Consider the following 19123-nt stretch of genomic DNA (forward strand, 5'->3'; position numbering starts at 1 on the left):
ACCGACAACGCCGTAGGGCTTTTACCGGGGCGCCGTGGGAGGAGGAGGAAGGAGAGCAGAGGAAAGGAGGGGCCCTCAGAACCCCAGCTTGCGCAGCTGCCGGGGGTCGCGCTGCCAGTCCTTGGCCACCTTGACGTGCAGGTCCAGGAAGACCGGCGTGCCCAGCAGCGCCTCGATCTGCTTGCGGGACTTGATGCCGACATCCTTCAGGCGCTTGCCCTTGGGGCCGATGATGATGCCCTTCTGGCTGGGGCGCTCGATGTAGACGAAGGCGTGGATGTCCAGGAGCGGCTTGTCGGCGGGCCGGTCCTCGCGGGGCAGCATCTCCTCCACGACGACGGCGATGGAGTGCGGCAGCTCGTCGCGGACGCCCTCCAGCGCGGCCTCGCGGATCAGCTCCGCGATCATGACCTGCTCGGGCTCGTCGGTGAGCTCGCCGTCCGGGTAGAGGGCGGGGCCCTCCGGGAGCAGCGGGACGATCAGGTCGGCCAGCAGGTCCACCTGCGTGCCGGAGACCGCCGACACCGGGATGATCTCCGCCCACTCGAATCCCAGCTCCTTGCCGAGCTGGTCGATCGCGATGAGCTGCCCGGCGAGCGTCTTGCCGTCCACCAGGTCGGTCTTCGTGACGATCGCGATCTTCGGCGTCTTCTTGATCGACGCGAGCTCCTTGGCGATGAAGCGGTCACCGGGACCGAGCTTCTCGTTCGCCGGGAGGCAGAAGCCGATCACGTCGACCTCGGCCCAGGTGGTGCGGACCACGTCGTTCAGCCGCTCGCCCAGCAGGGTGCGCGGCTTGTGCAGGCCAGGGGTGTCGACCAGGATCAGCTGCGCGTCCGGCCGGTGCACGATGCCGCGCACGGTGTGCCGCGTGGTCTGCGGCTGGTCGGCGGTGATCGCCACCTTCTGGCCGACCAGAGCATTCGTCAGCGTGGACTTGCCCGCGTTGGGACGGCCCACGAAGCAGGCGAAGCCCGCGCGGTGGGGGGCCTCGGACTGGGCCGACGGCTCGGAAGACTTGCTGCGAACGCTCATGGCGCCCATTGTCCCTGATCCCCGGAGCCCCGCCGCACACCCGGGCTCTTACGCCGCGCGCGCGGAGCGCCTACGATCACGGGGCCCGGCGCCCCCGGTGCCCCGCGCCCCGGCCACGTCCCGTGTCCGTCCCCCGCCCGGAAGGCCACCCAGCAGGCATGAAGCTGATCACCGCGGTCGTCAAGCCGTACCGGCTCGACGAGGTCAGGAGCGCCCTGAGGGAGCTCGGCGTGCACGGTCTGACCGTGACGGAGGCGAGCGGTCACGGCCGCCAGCGCGGGCACACCGAGGTGTACCGGGGCGCCGAGTACCAGGTCGACCTGGTACCGAAGACACGGATCGAGGTGGTCGTCGAGGACGCGGTCGCCGACGACGTCGTCGGCGCCGTCCTCAGGGCCGCGCACACGGGGAAGATCGGCGACGGCAAGGTCTGGGTGCAGCCCGTCGCGACGGTCGTCCGGGTCCGCACGGGCGAGCGCGGCCCCGACGCCCTGTAGTACCCCCTACCTCGCGCCGGCCGTCATGTCCTGCAGCCCCACCACACGCAGCAGCTGAAGGCGTTCGTGCGCCTCCGTGCCGGGGCGGGCGGAGTGCACGACCAGCAGGTGGCGGTGCTGGTGGCTGACCATGACCTCGCAGTCCAGCTCCAGTACACCGACCAGCGGGTGCACGAACCGCTTGGTCGCGTGGTCGCGCCGCGCCACCTCGTGCTCGTCCCACAGCCGCGCGAACTCCGCGCTGCCCGACCGCAGTTCGGCGACCAGCCCGGCCGGCTCCGGGTCGTCGGGGCGGGCCGCGGCGACCGCGCGCAGGTTGGCCACCTGGGACCGTGCGAGGCCGTCGAAGTCCTCCGGGGGGAACAGCGCGCGCGAGTCCGGGTCGAGGAAGAAGTTCCGGGTGAGGTTGCGCTCGCGCCGCGGGCGGGACATCACGTCCCCGACCAGCGCCCGGGCCAGCGCGTTCTGCGCCAGCACCTCACCGCAGTCGCTCACCACCTGGGCCGGTGTGTCGTGCAGCCGGTCCAGGATCAGCAGCAGCCCCGGGCGCACGTGCTCCGAGGCGGTCTCGTGCCGCGGCGGCTCCTCGCCGGCCAGGTGGAACAGATGATCCCGCTCGTCGTCCGTCAGCCGCAGCGCGCGGGCCAGCGCCGTGAGCATCTGACGGGACGGGCGCGGGCCGCGGGACTGTTCGAGCCGGGTGTAGTAGTCCACCGACATGCCCGCCAGCTGCGCCACCTCCTCGCGGCGCAGCCCCGGCGTACGGCGCCGGGAGCCGGGGGTGAGACCCACGTCCGACGGGGCCAGCCGGGCGCGGCCGCGGCGCAGGAAGTCGGCGAGTTCCGCTCGGTTCATCCCTCCAGCGTGCTCCATGGCGCGCCCCGTATCCAGGGACCGCCGATCCCCCGATCGACGGGTCTCTCCCGCCCGCGCCGAACCCCACCGAGGGTGGTGGGTGACGAGAGGAGCAGATCATGCAGACGTTGGTGACGGGTACGACGGGACAGGTCGGGCGGCGCTTCGTGCCGAGGCTGCTGGCGCAGGCCGGGGCGGGGGACAGGGTCAGGGTCCTGGTCCGGGACGCGGCCCGCGGCGAGCGGCTCGCCGAGCTGGGCGCCGAGGTCGTCGTCGGCGACCTGCGGGACGCCGAGGCGCTCGGCAAGGCGGTCGCCGGCGTCGACGCGGTCGTCAACGTGGCGGCGTCCTTCCGGGGCGTGCCCGACGAGGAGGCGTGGGCGGTCAACCGGGACGCCGCGGTGGCGCTCGGCCGGGCCGCGCGGACGGCCGGGGTGGAGCGGTTCGTGCAGATCAGCACGAACAACGTGTACGGCACCGGACGCGGGCGCCCGCTGGTCGAGGAGGACGAGAGCAGGCCCGGCGGGCACATGTGGGGCGCCTACCCCGCCTCCAAGGCGGAGGCCGAGCGGGCGCTGCTCGGGATGGAGGGCCTGGACGTGCGCATCGCCCGGCTCCCGTTCGTCTACGGCGAGGGCGACCCGCACCTGGCGAACGTCATGGCGTGGGCGCCGCGCTGGGCCCCGCAGCAGCGGCTGCACATGGCCCACCACGCGGACGTCGCCCAGGCCCTGTCGCGGCTGCTGTACACGCCGGGCATCGGGGGCCGGATCTACAACGTCGGCGACGACGCCCCTGTCACCACCGTGGAGCTGTACCAGCTCAACGGCATGGAGGTGCCCGCCGAGCTGTACGACAACACCGACCCCGACCCCTGGCACAACATCGTGGACACCCGGCGCATCCGCCGTGAGCTCGGCTTCCGGCCGATCTACCCGAGCGTGTGGACCGCCCGGGACGCCGGAGCGCTGTGACCCCGGCCCGGACCGGTCAGCCGGTCCGGGTCCCCTCCTGCCGCTGGGCCCGCACCAGGTCGCGGAACCAGCGGTAGGACGCCTTGGGGGTGCGCCTCTGCGTGGCGAAGTCGACGTGCACCAGGCCGAAGCGGCGCGCGTAGCCCTCCGCCCACTCGAAGTTGTCGAGCAGGGACCACACGAAGTAGCCGCGCACGTCGACGCCCGCCTCCAGCGCCTCGTGCAGCGCGCGGACGTGCCCGTCGAGGTAGTCGATCCGCTCCTGGTCGTCGACACCCTCGTAGGAGCAGCCGTTCTCGGTGACGACGACCGGCGGGAGGCGGTCGCCGTAGCGGTCCCTGAAGCCGGTGAGGAGTTCGGTCAGGCCCTCCGGCACCACCGGCCAGCCGAAGTCGGTCGTCGGCACGCCCTCGATGTCCCTTACGGAGAAGGGCAGTTCGGCGGGCATGCTGATCCCGCCGAACTCGATCTCGGTGCCCTGCGGCGCTCCCACCCGGGTCGGCGCGTAGTAGTTGACGCCGTAGAAGTCGAGCGGCTCGGCGATGACCTTCAGGTCGGCCTCGACGTCCCCCGGCATGAGCGCCTCGATGCCGTCCGGGTAGCGGCCGAGCAGCAGCGGGTCGGCGAACAGCCGGTTCAGCAGCAGGTCGTAGAAGTCCGCCGCCTCCAGGTCCGCCTGCTCCCGCGACGCCGGCCAGGTCGGCCCGTGCGAGTTGGTGATCCCGACGTCCGTCGCGCCGGCAGCGCGCAGCGCCCGCACGGCGAGCCCGTGCGCCAGCAGCTGGTGGTGGGCGACCGGCAGGGCGTCGAACAGGAGCCGCCGGCCGGGCGCGTGCGTGCCCAGGGCGTGGCCCAGCAGTGTGTGCTCGGCCGGTTCGTTCAGGGTGATCCACTTGTCGACCCGGTCGCCGAGGCGGTCGGCGACCCGGGACACGTGCGCGGCGAACCGGGCGGCCGTGTCCCGCTCCAGCCAGTCCAGCGCGACGGGCAGGTCCCAGTGGAAGAGCGTCGCCACCGGCCGCACGCCGGCCGCGCACAGCTCGTCCACCAGACGGTCGTAGAAGTCCAGCCCCTGCGGTGCGTTCACCCGCGGCCAGGAGACCGAGAACCGGTACGCGTCCACGCCGAGACCGGCGAGCAGCGCCACGTCCTCGCGGTAGCGGTGGTAGTGGTCGCAGGCCACCTCGGCCGTCGAGGCGTCCTTCACCCGCCCCGGCTCGGCCGTGAACGCGTCCCACACGGACCGCTCACGCAGATCCGCCGCGCCCTCGATCTGATGGGCCGAGGTGGACACCCCCCACAGGAAGCCGTCCGGGAAACGGGGTACCGGCCGGGTCGCACCGCGCTCGTCGATCGCCATGCGCCGGATCATCGGCACCGGCGGCGCGGTAAGTCAACGCCCGCACGGAAAACGGCCGTTCCCGTGTGGGGGGTGTCCGGCACCCCCTAGGCGCCCTCCTTCAGCACCCGGGAGACGAGCGCGCGCTGCTCGTCGGTGAGGCGGGGGTCGGAGCAGTACACCGTCCGGCCGTCCACGGTGATCTGATAGCTGAAGCCGTCGGGCACCCCGACGGGCGGTGTGCCCCGGCCGGACGCCAGCACGTCCTCGGCCAGGGCGTGCCACTCCTCGGCGTCCGGCCGCCCGGCGGTGTCCACCTCCGCGTGCCGCTCGATGCCCGCGAACCCGCCCGTGCGCCGTACCTGAATACGCATGGGACCTGTCTATTACGCCGCTACGGGATCCGCACCCCCACCTGCTCCCACGCCTTCGCCACGGCCCGGAACTCGTCACCGGCGTCACCGAAGCGCTCCCGCGCCGCCTTCACGGTGAGCGCCGCGAAGTCGGTGAACATCGCCCGGTCCGGCAGCTCGCCGCCGGTGAGGACGTCGAACCAGATCTGCCCCGCCCGCTCCCAGGCGTTCCCGCCGAGGGCGGTGGCGGCCAGGTAGAAGGCGTGGTTGGGGATGCCGGAGTTGATGTGGACGCCGCCGTTGTCCCGGCCGGTGCGGACGTAGTCGTCCATCGTGGCGGGCTGCGGGTCCTTGCCGAGGACGTCGTCGTCGTACGCGCTGCCCGGCTCCTTCATCGAGCGCAGCGCCTTGCCCGTGACGCCGGGGGCGAGCAGGCCGGCGCCGATCAGCCAGTCGGCCTCGGCGGCGGTCTGGCCGAGCGTGTACTGCTTGATCAGGGCGCCGAAGACATCGGACATCGACTCGTTCAGCGCGCCCGGCTGTCCGTAGTAGGTGAGGTTGGCCGTGTACTGGGTGACGCCGTGGGTGAGCTCGTGGCCGATGACGTCGATCGGGATGGTGAAGTCGAGGAAGATCTCCCCGTCCCCGTCGCCGAACACCATCTGCTCGCCGTTCCAGAAGGCGTTGTTGTAGTCCTCGTCGTAGTGGACGGTGGCGTCCAGCGGCAGCCCGTCGCCGTCGATGGAGTGCCGGCCGTACGCCTTCAGGAACAGCTCGAAGGTGGCGCCGAGCCCCGAGTAGGCGCGGTTGACGGTGGCGTCCCGGCCGGGGTCGTCGCCCTCGCCGCGGACCTGGGTACCGGGCAGGGCGGTTCCGTGCCCGGCGTCGTAGACCGTGCGCAGCGGCTGGTCGGACGGCGCCTTCGCGAGCGGCGCCGAGGCGAGCGCGAACTCGGTCGTCACGCGGCGCCTGCCGCGCAGCTCGCTGTCGCGGACCAGGGTCCTGCGGGCCGGGCCGGAGAGCGCGGGGTCGTCGTTGCGGGCCAGCCGGTCGAGGACGTGCGGCGGTACGACGGTGCAGAAGACGGGCTCGAAGCCCCCGTTGGTCGTCATGTGCGGCACCATCGCACTGCGTGAGGGCGGTGTCACTAGCGGCGACCATGATTGGTGAAATAAGCGGATCTGGTCACCCTGCGTGGTCGCTCTGTGTTATGGATCGGTGTCCGGATTGTGGCTTTTCGCACAAGCTCTCGGGGCTCCCGCGAGGCCGTCGGTCCCGCATACTGATATGGACCGCCGCATACCGGAGGGCTCGGCTAGCATGCTTCGCATCATGTTTTTCGGGCTGCTTCTTCTTAGCTGCCGCGGCGAGGGCCTGTAGTCCAGGTCGACTCCCTCCCCGCGGAGCTTCGCGTTGCGTCGTCGGCCGTCCTTCCGGACATCCTGAGGAGCCCCGCAGACATGGCGAACCGCCAGCAGCCCAGCACCATGCCGATCCACAAGTACGGCCGCTACGAGCAGGTCGACATCCCTGACCGGACCTGGCCGGACCAGCGTGTCACCACCGCTCCCCGCTGGCTCTCCACCGACCTGCGCGACGGCAACCAGGCCCTGATCGACCCGATGTCGCCCGAGCGCAAGCGCCGGATGTTCGACCAGCTGGTCAAGATGGGCTACAAGGAGATCGAGGTCGGCTTCCCCGCCTCGGGCCAGACGGACTTCGATTTCGTACGGTCGATCATCGAGGACCCCGAGGCCATCCCGGATGACGTCACCATCTCCGTACTGACGCAGGCCCGCGAGGACCTGATCGAGCGCACGGTGGAGTCCCTGAAGGGCGCCAGGCGGGCCACCGTCCACCTGTACAACGCCACGGCCCCCGTCTTCCGCCGCGTGGTCTTCCGCGGCTCCAAGGACGACATCAAGCAGATCGCCGTCGACGGCACCCGCCTGGTGATGGAGTACGCGGAGAAACTGCTGGGCCCCGAGACCGAATTCGGCTACCAGTACAGCCCCGAGATCTTCACCGACACCGAGCTGGACTTCGCCCTGGAGGTCTGCGAGGCGGTGATGGACGTCTACCAGCCGGGCCCCGGCCGCGAGATCATCCTCAACCTGCCCGCCACCGTGGAGCGTTCGACGCCGTCCACGCACGCGGACCGCTTCGAGTGGATGCACCGCAACCTGTCCCGCCGCGAGTACGTCTGCCTGTCCGTCCACCCGCACAACGACCGCGGCACCGCCGTCGCCGCCGCCGAGCTGGCGCTGATGGCCGGCGCCGACCGCGTCGAGGGCTGCCTGTTCGGGCAGGGCGAGCGCACCGGCAACGTCGACCTGGTCACCCTGGGCATGAACCTGTTCTCCCAGGGCGTCGACCCGCAGATCGACTTCTCCGACATCGACGAGATCCGCCGTACGTGGGAGTACTGCAACCAGATGGAGGTCCACCCGCGCCACCCGTACGTGGGCGACCTGGTCTACACGTCCTTCTCCGGCTCCCACCAGGACGCCATCAAGAAGGGCTTCGACGCCATGGAGGCCGACGCGAAGGCCAGGGGCGTCACCGTCGACGACATCGAGTGGGCGGTCCCGTACCTGCCGATCGACCCGAAGGACGTCGGCCGCTCCTACGAGGCCGTCATCCGCGTCAACTCGCAGTCCGGCAAGGGCGGTGTCTCCTACGTCCTGAAGAACGACCACAAGCTGGACCTGCCGCGCCGGATGCAGATCGAGTTCTCCAAGATCATCCAGGCGAAGACGGACGCCGAGGGCGGCGAGATCACCGGCGCCGACATCTGGGCCACCTTCCAGGACGAGTACCTGCCGAACCCGGAGAACCCCTGGGGCCGGCTGCAGGTCAGGAACGGCCAGTCGACCACCGACACCGACGGGGTGGACACCCTCAAGGTCGAGGCGACCGTCGACGGCACCGACACGATCCTGGAAGGCAGCGGCAACGGTCCGATCTCGGCCTTCTTCGACGCCCTGGCGAAGATCGGCATCGACGCGCGACTGCTGGACTACCAGGAGCACACGATGAGCGAGGGCGCCTCCGCGCAGGCCGCCTCGTACATCGAGTGCGCCATCGACGGCCAGGTCCTGTGGGGCATCGGCATCGACGCCAACACCACCCGCGCCTCGCTGAAGGCGGTCGTGTCGGCCGTCAACCGGGCCGCCCGCTGACGGTCCCCCACACGGGGAACCGTGGCCCCGCCCGCCGTGCTCCGGCGGGTGGGGCCACGCTCATTTCCGGCCAGGCGAACGTGCAGGTCACGGAGAGGTCTCTTCCGGGGTACTGACTCCACGTCCAAGATGTGGCTAACATCACGCAAGCGCGGCGATGTTGCCGTGGCGTTACGGAGGTGCGACGTGCTGCCAGGACGGGGACGAGACGGCCGTGCCGCCAGGCTTGCGCGCCTCCTGGGCACCCGCACCGTGTGGACGGCCGCCGGCGACGGCGAGTTCTTCTGCCCGGGGTGCGGAGGCGACCGCAACTACCAGCGGCTGACCGGACACCGCCGCTTCACCCTGCTCGGCGTCCCGGTGCTGCCGCGCGGCGAGACCGGCCCCGTCGTCGAGTGCGCCGCCTGCCGCCGCCACTTCGGCACCGACGCCCTGGACCACCCGACCACCACCCGCTTCTCCGCGATGCTCCGCGACGCCGTGCACACCGTCGCCCTCGCGGTGCTGTCCGCCGGCGGCACCTGCGCCCGCCCCGCCCTGGAGACCGCCGCCGCCACGGTGAGCGCGGCCGGCTTCGACGACTGCACCGAGGAACAGCTCAGCGCCCTGGTGGACGCGCTGGCCGCCGACACCGGCCGGGTCCTGTCCGAGCCCGGCGGCCCCGGGCTCGCCATAGAGCTCCACGAGGCCCTGGACCCGCTCGCCCCGCACCTCGCGCCCGCCGGCCGCGAGTCGATCCTCCTCCAGGGCGCCCGCATCGCCCTGGCCGACGGCCCCTACACCCCCGCCGAACGCGACACCCTCGCGACGGTCGGCGCCGCCCTCACCCTGTGCGCGGACGACGTGGCGGGCCTGCTGGCGGCGGCGGCACGGACGCCCTCCTGAGCCGGAACCGGGTGCTCCGGCGACGAGGTCAGGAATCGAGAAGCGCCGCCCCCCGCCCGCCGCTAGCGTGACGGGCATGGACATCAGCATTCACGCCAGCTTCCTCCCGCACGACGATCCGGAGGCCTCCCTCGCCTTCTACCGTGACGTCCTCGGCTTCGAGGTCCGCAACGACGTCGGGCAGGGCACGATGCGCTGGATCACCGTGGGGCCGCCCGGGCAGCCCGGCACCTCGCTGCTGCTCGCGCCGCCGGCCGCCGACCCCGGTGTCACCGACGACGAGCGCCGCGTCATCGCCGAGATGATGGCCAAGGGCACCTACGGCTGGCTGCTGCTGGCCACCGCCGACGTCGACGAGACCTTCGAGAAGGTGCAGGCCGCCGGCGCCGAGGTCGTGCAGGAGCCCACCGACCAGCCGTACGGCATCCGCGACTGCGCCTTCCGCGACCCCGCGGGCAACCTGATCCGCATCCAGGCCAGGGGCTGAACCGGCCCACCGCCCCACCGGACGCCGTCCCCTCACCGAGCCGCAGCCGCAGATGGAGACCTCACGATGACCGAGCCGCACGCCGCCGACAGCCACGATCTGATCCGTGTGTACGGGGCGCGGGAGAACAACCTGAAGGACGTCAGCATCGAGATCCCGAAGCGCCGGCTGACGGTGTTCACCGGTGTCTCCGGCTCCGGCAAGAGCTCGCTGGTGTTCGACACCATCGCCGCCGAGTCGCAGCGGCTGATCAACGAGACCTACAGCGCGTTCGTCCAGGGCTTCATGCCGAACATGGCCCGGCCCGAGGTCGACGTCCTCGACGGACTGACCACCGCCATCACCGTCGACCAGCAGCGCATGGGCTCCGACCCGCGCTCCACCGTCGGCACCGCCACCGACGCCAACGCGATGCTGCGGATCCTCTTCAGCCGGCTCGCCGAGCCGCACATCGGGCCGCCCTCCGCCTACTCCTTCAACGTCGCCTCCGTCTCCGCGAGCGGCGGCCTCACCGTCGACCGGGGCACGGACCGGACGAAGACCGAGAAGGTCACCTTCAGCCGCACCGGCGGCATGTGCACCCACTGCGAGGGCCGGGGACGGGTCTCCGACATCGACCTCGCGCAGCTCTACGACGACTCGAAGTCGCTCGCGGAAGGTCCCTTCACCATCCCCACCTACACGGGAGACGGGTGGGTCGTGCGGGTGATCACCGAGTCCGGCTTCTTCGACAAGAACAAGCCGATCCGCGAGTACACCAAGAAGGAACGGCACGACTTCCTCTACCGCGAGCCCACCAAGGTCAAGATCAACGGCGTCAATCTGACATACGAGGGCCTGATCCCCAAGCTGCAGAAGACCTTCCTGTCCAAGGACCGCGAGTCGATGCAGCCCCACATCCGCGCCTTCGTGGACCGCGCCGTCACCTTCGCCGTCTGCCCCGAGTGCGACGGCACCCGGCTCAGCGAGCAGGCCCGCTCCTCCACGATCAAGGGGCTGAGCATCGCCGACGCCTGCGCCATGGAGATCCGCGACCTCGCCGAGTGGGTGCGCGGCCTCGACGAGCCGTCGGTCGCGCCGCTGCTCGCCAAGCTCCGGCACACCCTCGACTCGTTCGTGGAGATCGGCCTCGGCTACCTCGCCCTGGACCGCGCCTCGGGCACGCTCTCCGGCGGCGAGGCGCAGCGCACCAAGATGATCCGCCACCTCGGCTCCTCGCTCACCGACGTCACCTACGTCTTCGACGAGCCCACCGTCGGACTGCACCCGCACGACATCCAGCGCATGAACGACCTGCTGCTGCGCCTGCGGGACAAGGGCAACACGGTCCTCGTCGTGGAGCACAAGCCGGAGACCATCGCCATCGCCGACCACGTCGTCGACCTCGGCCCGGGCGCGGGCACGGCCGGCGGCACCGTCTGCTTCGAGGGCACCCTCGACGGCCTGCGGACGTCCGACACCGTCACCGGCCGGCACCTGGACGACCGCGCCAAGCTGAAGGACACGGTGCGCACCCCCAGCGGCACCCTGGAGATCCGCGGCGCGGACGCCAACAACCTCCAGAACGTCGACGTCGACATCCCGCTCGGCGTGCTCTGCGTCGTCACCGGCGTCGCCGGCTCCGGCAAGTCCTCCCTCGTGCACGGCTCCATCCCGGCGCCCGAGGGTGTCGTCTCCGTCGACCAGACGCCGATCCGCGGTTCGCGCCGCAGCAACCCGGCGACCTACACCGGGCTGCTGGAGCCGGTCCGCAAGGCGTTCGCCAAGGCCAACGGCGTCAAGCCGGCCCTGTTCAGCGCCAATTCCGAGGGCGCCTGCCCCACCTGCAACGGCGCCGGGGTCGTCTACACCGACCTGGCGATCATGCAGAGCGTCGCCACCACCTGCGAGGACTGCGGCGGCAAGCGGTTCGACGCCTCGGTGCTGGAGTACCGCCTGGGCGGCCGGGACATCAGCGAGGTGCTCGCGATGTCGGTGGCCGAGGCCGAGGAGTACTTCCGCGAGGGCGAGGCCCGCATCCCCGCCGCGCACCGGATCGTCCAGCGGCTCGCGGACGTCGGGCTGGGCTACCTCACCCTCGGCCAGCCGCTGACCACCCTGTCCGGCGGTGAGCGCCAGCGCCTCAAGCTGGCCGTGCACATGGCCGACAAGGGCGGCGTCTACGTCCTCGACGAGCCGACGACCGGTCTGCACCTGGCCGACGTCGAGCAGTTGCTCGGCCTGCTGGACCGGCTGGTGGACTCCGGCAAGTCCGTCATCGTCGTCGAGCACCACCAGGCGGTCATGGCCCACGCCGACTGGATCATCGACCTCGGCCCCGGAGCCGGCCACGACGGCGGCCGGATCGTCTTCGAGGGGACCCCCGCCGACCTGGTCGCGGCCCGCTCCACCCTCACCGGTGAGCACCTCGCGGCCTACGTGGGCGGCTGAGCGCCGATGTGCCTGACCGGATCACCGGCCATGGCCCTGCTGACGTCCCGCTCCCGCCGGCTGCGGGAGTGGACGTCCCAGGAGGCGCCCGGCCAAGATGTGAGGGTGACGTCCCAGCGCTCCACACCCGACGAACAGCGCCTGCGCACCCTGGTCGCGCTGCGTCGCGTCCGCGACCGGATGGACCGGGAGTACGCGCAGCCACTCGACGTCGAGGCCCTCGCCCGCGGCGTCCACATGTCGGCCGGCCACCTCAGCCGTGAGTTCCGGACCGCCTACGGAGAATCGCCCTACGGCTATCTGATGACGCGGCGCATCGAGCGCGCGATGGCCCTGCTGCGCCGCGGCGACCTCAGCGTCACCGAGGTCTGCTTCGAGGTCGGCTGCTCGTCCCTCGGCACCTTCAGCACCCGTTTCACGGAGCTGGTCGGCATGTCGCCGAGCGCCTACCGGCGGCAGGAGACCGGCGCCGTGGCCGGCATCCCGTCCTGCGTGGCCAAGCAGGTGACGCGGCCGATGCGGAACCGGGAGGCGCCGTTCTCCCTGGCCGCCGCCGTCAACGGCACGGCACCGGCGGGCGCCCGCGCCGCCACATGACGGAGGGCCGGGGGCGCCCTCCCCGGCGCGGCGCCCCCGGCCCACCACCTTCGCGGTACGTCCTACAGGGCCTTGTCCCAGTACTTGTCGTCGTCGGAGTCGTAGACCAGCTCGCCCCCGGCGTCGTAGCCCTTGATGTGCGGAGCCCGCGTGACCTGCTCGTTCAGCACCCCGGACGCGACGAACCGGCCGTCGTGCACGGTGACCTCCGCGCTGGAGTCACCGTAGGAGACGGTCACCCGGGCCACCGACGGCTCGGCCGTGCCGATCACCGCCCAGCGGAACGGCAGCCGCCAGCGGCCGTGGTCCAGGACCGTCTGCTTGAAGAGCCGGTTGCCGTTGGGGTTCACCAGCACCGCGCCCGCGTCCGGGATGTCCTCGCTGTCGTCGGTGAACCCGGTGATGCCCTGCGTCACCCCGTCCTCGAGCCGGCAGATCAGCGAGGACCGCTCCTCGTCGTCGGCCTGCGCGACCACGAAGACGCCGTCGCCCCCCGTGTTGGAGTCACCGGTGCTGCGCATCGCCAGGACGATCGCGTACGTGTCCGGCGGGGCGAGACCCGGGCCGCCGGGCCGGTCGCGGGTGAACTCCGAGTCCAGGCAGTTCCCCAGTCCCTCCCTGGCCTGCCGGTAGGTGATCCCGTCGAACAGGGCCGCCGTCGCCCGGTCCGGCTCGGCGCTCGGCGTCGAGGACGCGCCAGGCGAAGCCGAAGCCGCAGCCGACGGCTTCGGGGCCGCCGCCGTGCTGCCCTGCGCGCTCCCGGCCCCCAGTCCGTACACCGCGGCCGGCACCGCCGCCAGCGTCGCCAGGGCCGCGCCCGCCACCGCCACCCGGCGCCGCCGCTCCAGCGCGCCCCGCCGCCGGATCCGCGGGTAGGGGGCCGCGGACGGCCGGATCGTGTAGGCGTCCTCGGCGAGCAGTTCCCTCAGTTCCTCCTCGAACTCCCGCTCGTCGTGCGCCGCTTGCCGCTTCTCGTCGTCGTTCACCGGTTGCCTCCCTGACCGGACGGGGTCCTCCGGGCGAGCCCCGGATACGTACGCAACTTCGCCAGCCCTTTGGACGCCTGGCTCTTGACCGTCCCCACGGAGCAGCCGAGCAGTTCGGCGACCTCCGTCTCGGACAGGTCCTCCCAGTACCGCATGACCACCACCGCCCGCTGTTTGGGCGGCAGTTGGGCCAGGGCGCCGAGCAGCGCACCCCGCTCGTCGACCCCCGCGTAGCCCTCGTCACGTCCCGCGCGTTCCGGTGGGGCGTCGGTCAGCGACTCGGAGACGCGCCGCTTGCGGAACCGGTCGCTGTTGCAGCTGACCAGCATCCGCCGGACGTACGCCTCCGGGCTGTCGGCGCGCGACACCCGCCGCCACGAGCGGTACGCCTTCGCCAGAGCCGTCTGTGTCAGGTCCTCCGCGTGGTGCGCGTCCCCGGTGAGGAGATACGCGGTCCGCACGAGGTGCGACCAGCGCGCTCTGACGAATTCCTGGAACTGGGCCTCTAGTTCGGCCTGCATCAAGCACCCTCCCTCGCCCCACAGACCACCACCGCCCCGGAATCGGTTGCCCGGCGCGCGGCGCCCGGTTCGAATGGGACGGTGGAGACCGAGAAGCAATGGCACGAGGGCGACCCCGGGGTCCTGAGGCTGCCGTCCGGGCGGCTCGTGCGGGGCCGCGCCCTGCGCCGCCCCCTCGACCCGGCGGCACGGCCGCCCACCTACGGCGTCTACCTGCTGGGCCGCAGACCGCCCGAGGCCGACTGGGAGACGCACTGGATCCGCTGGCCCGACTTCCGCCTCCCCGCCGACCGGGCCGCCGCCCGCGCGGCGCTCGCGGCGGCCTGGGAGCGGGCCCCGCACGAGCGCGTCGAGATCGCCTGCGGCGGCGGACGCGGCCGTACGGGGACGGCGCTGGCGTGTCTGGCGGTACTGGACGGCGTACCGGCCGGGGAGGCCGTGGACTTCGTGCGGCGGCACTACGACCGGCACGCCGTGGAGACGCCGTGGCAGCGGCGCTACGTGCGGACCTTCAGGTGAGCGGTGTTCAGGTGAGGGCGTCCGCCACCAGCCGCGTCGCCTCGACGATCAGCGCGTGGTCGTACGCCGCGTCCTGCTCGGGCCGGGTCGTCATGACCGCGAGGACGAGCGGGACGCCCGCCTCCGTCCAGACGATCCCGGCGTCGTTGTTCGCGCCGTAGGAGCCGCCGCCGGTCTTGTCGGCGACCGTCCACGGCGGCGGCAGGGCCGCGCGGAACCGGTTGGCGCTGGTGGTGTTGTGCAGCAGCCAGTGCGTCAGCCGGGCCCGGTCGCGGGCGCCGAGGGCGTCGCCGAGGACCAGCCGGGCGTAGTCGCGGCCGATGGCGCGCGGGCTGGTGGTGTCGGTGACCCGCCACGGCTCCGCCGAGTTCAGCTCGGTCTCCCAGCGGTCGAGCCGGGTCACCCGGTCGCCGAGGGAGCGGGCGAAACGGGTCACCGCGGTGGGGCCGCCGATCTGGCGCAGCAGCAGGTTGCCGGCCGTGTTGTCGCTGAACCGGATCGCCGCGTCCGCGAGTTCGGCGACGGTCATGCCGGTCTCCAGATGCGCCCGGGTGACGTCGGAGTTGGCCACCAGGTCGGCCTCGGTGTAGTGGATCCGCCGGGCCAGCACCTCGCCGTCGCGGTCCAGGTCGCGCAGCACGGCCGCGACGGCGAGCGGCTTGAACAGCGAGCACACCGGGAAGCGCTCGTCGGCGCGGTGGGCCACGGTCCGGCCGGTGGCCACGTTGTGGGCGAACACGCCCAGCCGGGCACCGTGGCCGCGCTCCAGTTCGCGCAGCCGGGCCCGGACGTCACCGCCGGCCGTGGCGTGGGCCGGCCCGGCGGCCAGGGCGGCGGCCGCGGTGCCCGCCGTGAGGAGCAGGGCGCGGCGGCGGCTCAGAGGGGAGGGTGTGGGGGAGGGAATCGTGCTCTCCTTCGTTCGAGGGACGTCGACGATCTACTGATCATCGACGCCGCTCGCCCGTCCCTTGGTTGCGATGCCCCGGACGATCGCCTGCCGCCCGGTGCCCCCGCCCCGGAACACCCTTAGCCCGGCCCCATCTCCAGCACCATGATGAGCCGGTCCTCGCCGGGCCCGAGGTAGCCGCGGTGCACGCGGCCGTCGGTGGAGAAGCCCAGGGTGCGGTAGAGCGTGATCGCCGCCGCGTTCGTCGGCTCCACGGTCAGCCGGACCTCGTGCACCCGCTCCCGGCGCAGCTGCCGCAGCACCTCCAGCATCAGCCGTCTGCCGAGGCCCCGGCCCCGCTGGTCGGCGCTGACGGCGAGGCTGAGGACCCAGCACACATAGCCGTCCGAGGTGGTCACGAACAGCACATAGCCGTGCAGGCACTCCCCGTCGTCGAGGACGAGGATGCGGTCCCCGTGCACGTCGATGTGCTGCCGGAGGACGAAGTACGGGTACGGCTCCTCGGGGAAGACCTCCCGGTCCACGCGCAGGAGCTCGGGCAGATCGGCCTCGGTGACGCCCCGCATGGTCAGGTGCCGTTCGGCGCGGTTGGCGAACAACGCCTGGTCGGTGTGGTGTCCCGGGAAAGGGAAACGTTCCTCCGGTAGCGCCATCAGCCGCCCCCTGTGTGATGGAATGCCGTCACTCGTGCAGGTGAGTACCCGTTGCCCGCCGTTTCTGGTGCCCACCGAGGTCCGCCCCATCTTGAGCAGCGCCGTTCCCGCTGGACAAGACCGCACTGTGCCTATGCCCCAACGCGCTCCCGGTGCGCCTCCTTTTGGTACCGTTGGTGGAATGACCCAGAGATCGTCGGGGGGCGTCCAGGTGATGAATGCCGATGTGCCATGGGACGCGGCATTCGACTCGATCGCCTACCTTGATCACAATTACCGCGCCTTACAGGCGGAGGACGCGGAGATCCTGCACATCATCCGGGACCATTTCGGCGACCATTTCCGGAAGCAGGGCGCCGGACCGGTCAGCGGGATCGACGTGGGCGCGGGGGTGAACCTGTACCCGGCCCTGGCGATGATGCCCTGGTGCGACGAGATCACCCTGTTCGAGCGCTCGGTGTCCAACGTGGACTACCTGACGAGCCAGATCGAGGGCTACGACGAGACCTGGGACCCGTTCTGGTCCGCCCTCTGCCTCAAAGACTGCTACCGCTCCCTGGACATGGACCCGCGTGAGCGCTTCCGCAAGGTCGTCCGGGTCGAGCAGGGCGACATCTTCGACCTCTGGCGGCACGAGGGACGCTGGTCCGTGGGCACCATGTTCTTCGTCGCCGAGTCGATGACCGCCGTGCACGAGGAGTTCGCGCTCGGCGTCGAGCGATTCATGCGCGCGCTCGCCCCGGGCGCCCCCTTCGCCACGGCCTTCATGGCACATTCGAAGGGTTACCACGCGGGAGAGCATTTCTTCCCGGCGTGTGACGTGGGAGAATCCGAGGTGCGCGCGAGCCTCGAGGCATTCGCGGGTGACTTCAAGGTCCAACGACTCGAATCCGCGGCAGCCGTACGCGACGGATATTCGGGGATGATCGTGGCCTACGGCTGGCGGGCGAATTCGGATTCAACCATTCCGGTCGGCTGATCGACGAGGCTTCACAACAGCACAGCGGTATTCCTCAAGTCATGGCAGTGCGGCCTGTGTGAGGGGCATGGGATGCAGATCAAGCCACGCCAGCATCTGCTGGACATCTGGCAGGCGATTGCCCGCCACTCTTTCGACGGGGGAGAGTGGCAATGGGGCGAATGGGGCAAGGAGAGCAGCGTCGCCGACGCCGAGCGGCTGCTCTGCCTGCTCTATCCCGCCACCGAGATCCCCGCCTTCCGGCTCGACGACCCCGACACCACACAGGAGGACGTCCAGCAGGTCCTGAAGAAGGCCGGAGGACGTCTGGACATCCCGGCCAACCTCGTGACCGCCGCGGCCGATTTCATGCGGACGCACACCGGTGACGACAAGAGGCCCACGTTCGCGGGCGGCTACTACTTCGGCTCCGGGGACAAGAAGAAGGAACTCACGGAGGAACAGCGCCAATTGGGCGTGGTCGACTCCTACTCCATGTCGATCACCCTGTGTCTCGCCCTGCTCGGTTTCCTCAAGGTCTACGAGACCAGGACCCGGCGCAGCGACATCAAGGAGACCATCGCCGAACTGCGCAACGCCACCAGCAACCGCCTCACCGCCGCCATGGTGAGCCTGCTGCGCTCCTTCGTCGTCAACGTCTTCGACACCGACTCCTCCCAGGGCCGCACCCTCACCGAACTCCTCGGCCAGCAGCGGATGTCGCAGCGCCAGGTGCTGAACAAGTTCCAGACCCGCTTCCGCCCCCTGCGCGCGGCGATCAACGAGAGCGTGTTCCTCGGCATCGACGTCCAGGAAGGCCTCAAGGACGAGAACCAGCTCTTCGAGTGCGGCTTCTCCTGGACCATGGTCAAGGACGCCCCCGAGGTCGAGACCAGCGAACCCATCGGGCCGCAGCCCGAAGGGGTCGCCAACCCGGTGCCGTACCTGTACTTCACCGTGGTCGCCCTCGACGGTATCCAGGACCTGTTCTCCGACCGCACCCTCACCCTCGGCCTGCTCAACACCGAACAGCAGAGACTGGCCGAGTCGCTGCGCCTGCGGTGGGAGCTGACCCAGCAGTACTGGTCCGGCATCGCCCGCTTCGACGCCGACCGCTGGCCCCTGGAGGACATCCCCTGGCGCACGACGGGACAGAAGCTGGAGTCCGAGTACTTCTCCCTCTCCGTCGCCGCCATCCTCGTGCACGACCTGATGCGCCGCCGGGCCACCGACGACGACCTGACCCGCACCGTCGGCGTCATGGAACGTCTCGCCGAGCGCGGCCGCATCACCAGCCGCATGGTCCGCGACGACCCGATCGTCCACGACCTGCACAACGTCGGCGTCTCCCTGCCGCTGCAGGGCAGCGAGCGCCTCGGCCCGCCCATGACCTGGGCCATGACCGACTTCTCCGCACAGCTCCTCAAGCGGACCGTCCAGCTGTGCACCCTCTCACGCAACCTGGCCTCCCACGACCGGCTGCTGCGCCTCGCCGAGGACGTCTTCGACCACATGTGGCGCCGGCGCATCCGCGACGGCGAGGGTGTCGGCCTGTGGGACAACATCCACGCGGCCTACCCGGAGGCGGAGATCCACCAGCGGCGCGTGCCGGTCTCCTGGAGCATCACCGAGCGGGTCACCGAGGTCATGGTGCAGGCCAACGTCATGTACCGGCAGCCCCCGATCCGCAGCAACGACCTGACCGAACTGGCCCGGGCGCTGCTCAGCGAGTCCGCCCACCTGCTGGGCAACGAACAGATGGAGCCCGCCCCCGCCGACGCCGGCCGGCACGGCATGCAGCTGCGCAACATCGAGGTGAAGCTGCGCCGCGCCCGCAGCCTCGTCGAGGAGCAGCCCGGCACGGCCTACGCCCTCACCCTCGACGTCCTCGGACAGCTCGACTCGCTCGCCCGCGCCCGCGAGGCCGCGGACCGGGGAGTGTGAG

19 protein-coding genes are annotated in these 19123 nt (G+C 71.2%); 10 read left to right on the forward strand and 9 right to left on the reverse strand.

Going from position 1 to position 19123, the window contains the following annotated elements; all coding sequences use genetic code 11:
• Window positions 1–75: 75 nt before the first annotated feature.
• On the reverse strand, window positions 76–1044 hold the full coding sequence (era, locus tag ADL34_RS33020) for a GTPase Era (protein WP_062739851.1): 969 nt from the start codon (window positions 1042–1044) through the stop codon (window positions 76–78).
• A 149-nt stretch (window positions 1045–1193) separates the two neighbouring features.
• Between era and ADL34_RS33025 the strand changes: the two genes are divergently transcribed.
• Window positions 1194–1532 carry a P-II family nitrogen regulator gene (locus ADL34_RS33025; RefSeq protein ID WP_062669413.1) on the forward strand — a complete coding sequence of 113 codons (339 nt, stop codon included), beginning with the start codon at window positions 1194–1196 and terminating at the stop codon, window positions 1530–1532.
• Between the two features lie 6 nt (window positions 1533–1538).
• Here ADL34_RS33025 and ADL34_RS33030 read toward each other — a convergent pair whose 3' ends face one another.
• Window positions 1539–2387, reverse strand: a complete 849-nt coding sequence (locus ADL34_RS33030; RefSeq protein WP_062669411.1) for a helix-turn-helix transcriptional regulator — start codon at window positions 2385–2387, stop codon at window positions 1539–1541.
• 119 nt (window positions 2388–2506) lie between these two features.
• Here ADL34_RS33030 and ADL34_RS33035 point away from each other — a divergent pair, with 119 nt between their 5' ends.
• Entirely contained in the window at window positions 2507–3361 is an 855-nt protein-coding gene (locus ADL34_RS33035) for an NAD-dependent epimerase/dehydratase family protein (protein ID WP_062669409.1), read from the forward strand.
• Window positions 3362–3377: 16 nt separating this feature from the next.
• On the opposite strand, the gene ADL34_RS33040 is transcribed toward ADL34_RS33035, so the two are convergent.
• The 3 genes from ADL34_RS33040 to ADL34_RS33050 form a co-directional block, all read right to left on the reverse strand.
• Window positions 3378–4733 carry a GH1 family beta-glucosidase gene (locus tag ADL34_RS33040; RefSeq protein WP_199835672.1) on the reverse strand — a complete coding sequence of 452 codons (1356 nt, stop codon included), beginning with the start codon at window positions 4731–4733 and terminating at the stop codon, window positions 3378–3380.
• A gap of 74 nt (window positions 4734–4807) precedes the next feature.
• Entirely contained in the window at window positions 4808–5074 is a 267-nt protein-coding gene (locus tag ADL34_RS33045; RefSeq protein ID WP_062669405.1) for a protealysin inhibitor emfourin, read from the reverse strand.
• 20 nt (window positions 5075–5094) lie between these two features.
• Complete coding sequence (locus ADL34_RS33050) at window positions 5095–6165, reverse strand: M4 family metallopeptidase (RefSeq protein ID WP_062669484.1); 1071 nt, start codon at window positions 6163–6165, stop codon at window positions 5095–5097.
• 348 nt (window positions 6166–6513) lie between these two features.
• On the opposite strand from ADL34_RS33050, the gene leuA reads away from it, so the two are divergent.
• From leuA to ADL34_RS33075, 5 genes are all read left to right on the forward strand, one after another.
• Entirely contained in the window at window positions 6514–8235 is a 1722-nt protein-coding gene (leuA, locus tag ADL34_RS33055) for a 2-isopropylmalate synthase (protein WP_062669403.1), read from the forward strand.
• A gap of 186 nt (window positions 8236–8421) precedes the next feature.
• Entirely contained in the window at window positions 8422–9120 is a 699-nt protein-coding gene (locus ADL34_RS33060; RefSeq protein ID WP_062669401.1) for a TerB family tellurite resistance protein, read from the forward strand.
• 76 nt (window positions 9121–9196) lie between these two features.
• Complete coding sequence (locus ADL34_RS33065; RefSeq protein WP_062669482.1) at window positions 9197–9607, forward strand: VOC family protein; 411 nt, start codon at window positions 9197–9199, stop codon at window positions 9605–9607.
• A 66-nt stretch (window positions 9608–9673) separates the two neighbouring features.
• Window positions 9674–12037 (forward strand): ATP-binding cassette domain-containing protein, encoded by a 2364-nt coding sequence (locus ADL34_RS33070; protein ID WP_062669399.1) that lies wholly within the window; start codon window positions 9674–9676, stop codon window positions 12035–12037.
• Between the two features lie 180 nt (window positions 12038–12217).
• Window positions 12218–12634: a helix-turn-helix transcriptional regulator gene (locus tag ADL34_RS33075; RefSeq protein ID WP_234375166.1), complete on the forward strand. Its 417-nt coding sequence runs from the start codon at window positions 12218–12220 to the stop codon at window positions 12632–12634.
• Window positions 12635–12696: 62 nt separating this feature from the next.
• Here the strand turns inward: ADL34_RS33075 and ADL34_RS33080 are convergent, their stop codons facing one another.
• Window positions 12697–13620, reverse strand: coding sequence for a hypothetical protein (locus tag ADL34_RS33080; protein ID WP_062669397.1), 924 nt, complete (start codon window positions 13618–13620; stop codon window positions 12697–12699).
• Complete coding sequence (locus ADL34_RS33085) at window positions 13617–14141, reverse strand: SigE family RNA polymerase sigma factor (RefSeq protein ID WP_062669395.1); 525 nt, start codon at window positions 14139–14141, stop codon at window positions 13617–13619. Before ADL34_RS33085 ends, ADL34_RS33080 begins: the two co-directional genes overlap by 4 nt.
• Window positions 14142–14222: 81 nt before the next feature.
• On the opposite strand from ADL34_RS33085, the gene ADL34_RS33090 reads away from it, so the two are divergent.
• The gene (locus tag ADL34_RS33090) at window positions 14223–14660 is read left to right on the forward strand and encodes a protein-tyrosine phosphatase family protein (protein WP_062669393.1); all 438 of its coding nucleotides are present in this window, start codon (window positions 14223–14225) and stop codon (window positions 14658–14660) included.
• 7 nt (window positions 14661–14667) lie between these two features.
• Here the strand turns inward: ADL34_RS33090 and bla are convergent, their stop codons facing one another.
• Both bla and ADL34_RS33100 read right to left on the reverse strand, forming a co-directional pair.
• The gene (gene bla / locus ADL34_RS33095) at window positions 14668–15564 is read right to left on the reverse strand and encodes a class A beta-lactamase (protein ID WP_062669391.1); all 897 of its coding nucleotides are present in this window, start codon (window positions 15562–15564) and stop codon (window positions 14668–14670) included.
• A 122-nt stretch (window positions 15565–15686) separates the two neighbouring features.
• On the reverse strand, window positions 15687–16220 hold the full coding sequence (locus ADL34_RS33100; protein WP_062669389.1) for a GNAT family N-acetyltransferase: 534 nt from the start codon (window positions 16218–16220) through the stop codon (window positions 15687–15689).
• Window positions 16221–16401: 181 nt separating this feature from the next.
• Between ADL34_RS33100 and ADL34_RS33105 the strand changes: the two genes are divergently transcribed.
• Window positions 16402–17199: an SCO2525 family SAM-dependent methyltransferase gene (locus ADL34_RS33105; RefSeq protein ID WP_234375163.1), complete on the forward strand. Its 798-nt coding sequence runs from the start codon at window positions 16402–16404 to the stop codon at window positions 17197–17199.
• A gap of 72 nt (window positions 17200–17271) precedes the next feature.
• Window positions 17272–19122 carry an SCO2524 family protein gene (locus ADL34_RS33110; protein WP_062669387.1) on the forward strand — a complete coding sequence of 617 codons (1851 nt, stop codon included), beginning with the start codon at window positions 17272–17274 and terminating at the stop codon, window positions 19120–19122.
• Window position 19123: the final 1 nt, after the last annotated feature.

The organism is Streptomyces sp. NRRL WC-3605, from assembly GCF_001509795.1.
Taxonomy (GTDB): domain Bacteria; phylum Actinomycetota; class Actinomycetes; order Streptomycetales; family Streptomycetaceae; genus Streptomyces; species Streptomyces viridochromogenes.

Coding starts and splice junctions, on each gene's coding strand:
- era (WP_062739851.1), bottom strand. CDS start 1,044: ATGGGCGCCATGAGCGTTCGCAGCAAGTCTTCCGAGCCGTCGGCCCAG.
- ADL34_RS33025 (WP_062669413.1), top strand. CDS start 1,194: ATGAAGCTGATCACCGCGGTCGTCAAGCCGTACCGGCTCGACGAGGTC.
- ADL34_RS33030 (WP_062669411.1), bottom strand. CDS start 2,387: ATGAACCGAGCGGAACTCGCCGACTTCCTGCGCCGCGGCCGCGCCCGG.
- ADL34_RS33035 (WP_062669409.1), top strand. CDS start 2,507: ATGCAGACGTTGGTGACGGGTACGACGGGACAGGTCGGGCGGCGCTTC.
- ADL34_RS33040 (WP_199835672.1), bottom strand. CDS start 4,733: ATGATCCGGCGCATGGCGATCGACGAGCGCGGTGCGACCCGGCCGGTA.
- ADL34_RS33045 (WP_062669405.1), bottom strand. CDS start 5,074: ATGCGTATTCAGGTACGGCGCACGGGCGGGTTCGCGGGCATCGAGCGG.
- ADL34_RS33050 (WP_062669484.1), bottom strand. CDS start 6,165: ATGACGACCAACGGGGGCTTCGAGCCCGTCTTCTGCACCGTCGTACCG.
- leuA (WP_062669403.1), top strand. CDS start 6,514: ATGGCGAACCGCCAGCAGCCCAGCACCATGCCGATCCACAAGTACGGC.
- ADL34_RS33065 (WP_062669482.1), top strand. CDS start 9,197: ATGGACATCAGCATTCACGCCAGCTTCCTCCCGCACGACGATCCGGAG.
- ADL34_RS33070 (WP_062669399.1), top strand. CDS start 9,674: ATGACCGAGCCGCACGCCGCCGACAGCCACGATCTGATCCGTGTGTAC.
- ADL34_RS33075 (WP_234375166.1), top strand. CDS start 12,218: ATGGACCGGGAGTACGCGCAGCCACTCGACGTCGAGGCCCTCGCCCGC.
- ADL34_RS33085 (WP_062669395.1), bottom strand. CDS start 14,141: ATGCAGGCCGAACTAGAGGCCCAGTTCCAGGAATTCGTCAGAGCGCGC.
- ADL34_RS33100 (WP_062669389.1), bottom strand. CDS start 16,220: ATGGCGCTACCGGAGGAACGTTTCCCTTTCCCGGGACACCACACCGAC.
- ADL34_RS33105 (WP_234375163.1), top strand. CDS start 16,402: ATGACCCAGAGATCGTCGGGGGGCGTCCAGGTGATGAATGCCGATGTG.
- ADL34_RS33110 (WP_062669387.1), top strand. CDS start 17,272: ATGCAGATCAAGCCACGCCAGCATCTGCTGGACATCTGGCAGGCGATT.